This is a genomic window from Microcoleus sp. K1-B1, from assembly GCF_036704705.1.
GTDB lineage: Bacteria > Cyanobacteriota > Cyanobacteriia > Cyanobacteriales > Microcoleaceae > Microcoleus.
The window spans coordinates 1-3,222 of sequence record NZ_JAUBSH010000085.1; the positions used below are offsets into that span (position 1 = coordinate 1).

The 3,222-nt window shown below is 45.9% G+C and carries 4 protein-coding genes; 1 reads left to right on the forward strand and 3 read right to left on the reverse strand.

All coding sequences use genetic code 11. The features are described from left to right. Positions 1-684, reverse strand: a 684-nt coding sequence (locus QUA83_RS23780; RefSeq protein ID WP_333296319.1) for a DUF4347 domain-containing protein, incomplete at its 3' end; no start/stop codon positions are given. A gap of 511 nt (positions 685-1,195) precedes the next feature. Beyond that, a complete protein-coding gene (locus QUA83_RS23785; protein WP_333296320.1) occupies positions 1,196-1,495 on the reverse strand; it encodes a hypothetical protein in 300 nt (99 codons plus the stop codon). Positions 1,496-1,554: 59 nt separating this feature from the next. On the opposite strand from QUA83_RS23785, the gene QUA83_RS23790 reads away from it, so the two are divergent. Beyond that, the gene (locus QUA83_RS23790; protein ID WP_333296321.1) at positions 1,555-1,965 is read left to right on the forward strand and encodes a DUF4129 domain-containing protein; all 411 of its coding nucleotides are present in this window, start codon (positions 1,555-1,557) and stop codon (positions 1,963-1,965) included. A gap of 459 nt (positions 1,966-2,424) precedes the next feature. Here the strand turns inward: QUA83_RS23790 and QUA83_RS23795 are convergent. Next, on the reverse strand, positions 2,425-3,222 hold a 798-nt coding region (locus tag QUA83_RS23795), incomplete at its 5' end, for a Calx-beta domain-containing protein (protein WP_333296323.1).

Here is a 3,222-nt window from a genome sequence, read left to right on the forward strand (position 1 = left end):
AGTGAGGGTAATTGTTTGGCCCGCAAGTGTGGAGGCAAATTCAATGGCATCGCCGGCTGCTGCGGAGGCGATCGCATTTCTCAAGGAACCGGGCCCGCTATCATTAGTGTTAGTAACGGTAATAGTTGCTAAAGTTCCTTGATAATCCGCCATTGCTTCTGGAGTCAAGGCTAAGGGAGTTTCAATTTGACCCGAGGCAAATTCTAAATTCCAGTCGCCGCCACTGCCGGTTATGTTGGTAGATGCCGCAACGTCAGCCCCGGTTAATTGACTGAATCGATCGACGAAATTAGCACCTGTACCGCCTGCTACATCGCAGCCGTAGAGCATGATGTCTGCTTGTGGGGCTAGTGAAGTTTGCCACTTTTCCAACTGGCTTTTGTATTGCTCTATGTTATCTGAACCCAGAGCGGTATTTCCTAATTGTAGGCTGCCGGAACTGCCGTGAGAAATAATGTGAACCGAGTCTATCGCCCCCTTAGTAGAGGCGTATTTTTCCATCTCGGAGGTGATTTGTTCGATGCCGTTTTTGGTGCGATCGAGTATTACTACCTGCTGTCCCGGCAGCACTCCCGTTGTAAGTGACTCGTAATCTTCCACGCCGGAGTCAATGAAGACTAATGAGCGAAGTGGCAGTTTTTCAAAAGAAGATTGTGAGTTAACTTGAGCGAATGTAGAACTCATATTGGAGACTCCTTTAAGGGCATTATTAGTAGATACACCCGGAGTTATCTCATCAAACTTATTTGATAACTATGCGATTTTGGCAATTAATTTTTGTATTGATCGAGGTAATCTGAACTGAGGATAACAGAGCCTAATTGCAGTTAGTTCTATCGGCCGTCAGAAGTTGTGCGAAGTTTGTCAATCTCTCTAAGAATATCTGAAACTGCCAGCGACCTTGTTTATTTTGCTCATTGTTATTTAACCTATCTATCAGTTTCTCCTATTTCTGCTGCACTGCCATCCGCAATCGCACGGAATTTATATTCTGCGTGTTTTCCCTTACTTTTGGCAAACGCGCAATTACCGATCGATCCGATATCCTACTGGTTATACCACTTTCAAAAAAGAATCCAAATTTAGGTTCGTGCTTCAAACATCGATAGCCATTAGTCATTCGGAATTCTAAAATCTAAAATTTAAAATCTAAAAGGGTATGACAGTTAGTTGATTGGCCTGGCAACTGCACCGCTCAAGATTCTGTGGAAGATGGCGGTTTTTTCCCTGCATTGCGAATATTAATAATCTTATTTAGCGCCTCAAACCAAAAAGCAGCCCCCATCGAAATAGCTACGCCACTCAATATCCAACCAAACAATTTTGCCATCAAAGCCGGCCACAATAACTTCCCCTGCCTATCTCGTTCTAAGGTGTTCTGCTCGCTCCATCCAAAAGGCAGAGCTACCCGATCCAAAGCTCGATCGACATCCTGTTTAACTTTTGTCAGACTGGTTAAATTATTTGAATTAGTCTTAGCATTGCTTGCAACCAACTGCTCAGCGTACAAATTAACAGTCGATCGCTAAAGCCACCTTTTGGTTAATCTTAGCATTGCTCGCAGTCTGGGCGAGTTGGCAGATTTGGCAACTGTTACGTTTTTATATTCATAATTTCAAAAATAGGAATCAAACAACTGATGGCAGTGCGAAAAAAATAATTAACGATTTGTCGGTAGCACAGTGGTTGTTGCGAGCGCAAAAATTGCAGCAACAAGGCAAATACCGTCAAGCTTGCCGCTGTCTTTACATGGCGGTGTTGCAGCGGTTAAATGATGCGGGAACCGTGGTTGACCAACCCAGCCGCACTGATGGCGAATATTTGGAATTAATCCAGCAATTACCCCAGCCCATGCCTTACGAAACTGTGATAAGAATACATGAGCAATTATATTTTGGAAATGCGGAAGCTGACGCCTCAACCTTTGAACAGTGTCAGCAAGCTTATCAACAAATTAAGGATTAAGTAGGTAAACGCAAAAAAACAATAATATCGAATCGATAATTTTAGGGTCAGGTTTTACCAACAATAATTGCCAAAAACCGACAATCTCAAAAACCCCCAGCCAATGGCAAATCGCCATCTACTTCTTTCAATATACAAAAGTTCAAGGTCGTACTCGAATAACGCGCGTAGCATCTAAGAGTACGACCTTGAAATGGTTCTATCAGACCGAAGTAGCAAATGGGTTGAAAGCCACGAAACTAGCACCAGCAAGGGGATTCGGGTCGAGACCGCCCACAATCGGCCCTGTGGGTGAATTCCATTAGTTGTCGGTGCCAGCGACTGTCACACAGCGAAGATTTTACCCGCGCACCTCACTTTCTTGAAAAAAGCTGTAGTGAGGAATCAGACTGATAAAAAGCATTTAACTACTTGCGGGACATATTAGTAGAGCAAGGATTCCTCGCCCTACTAACAGCCTTAGATGAGAGTGATACTTGTTGCCGCTGTACTGCCGAAACTGTAGCCCGCAGTGGGGTTAGTAAGACCTAAGCGCACAATCCCATTATTGGTAGTAAATGGGTTGTCTTGAATACTAAAGGTTTTGCTGAGTTCGCCGTCGGCGAAGGACAACGTGCCGCCAGTGGGGCCGCCCGGGTTAAGCAGGTAGTCGGTACCATATACAGGTGCAGGACCGGCGCCTGGAGTACCCGCCAGAATAATATAATCAATCGATGCTGCACCTAAGCCGCTTGAGCGGGTAACTGTAACCGTTGTGCCGCCCCCCTGAGCGCCGATCGAGCCGTAATTAGACGCACTATACTGGAAGACATTGCCAGATGCACTGCTGCTACCGTCAATAATGTCTAGTATTGCTGTTGACGGAGTGCCGACGGGGCCGTTATTGAGATATAGGTTAACACTCTCAGTCATTTCAGGCACAGTATCAGCATTGACAAAGATGTTGAACGTCGTGGAAGTTACCCCAGGGCCAAAGGTGAGTACACCAGCAGTAGACGCATAATCAGCCGCAGTTCCTCCAGTTGATAGGGCGCTGCCGTCAAGAGTACTGTAGCTAATGGTTCCGGCAGCCGTAGTGGGACCGATGCGATTGACTGTCACCGTAGCAAAGCCAGATGATTCCGGAGTGGTGAAAGTAGCCGCACTAAAAACAAACTGGGTTGCTGTTGATGTTGCTGGAGCCGGAGTTGTCCCCGGAGTTGGCGGCACATCATTAATCGTCAAAATTGACGGACTACTGCCGACATTGCCACCGAA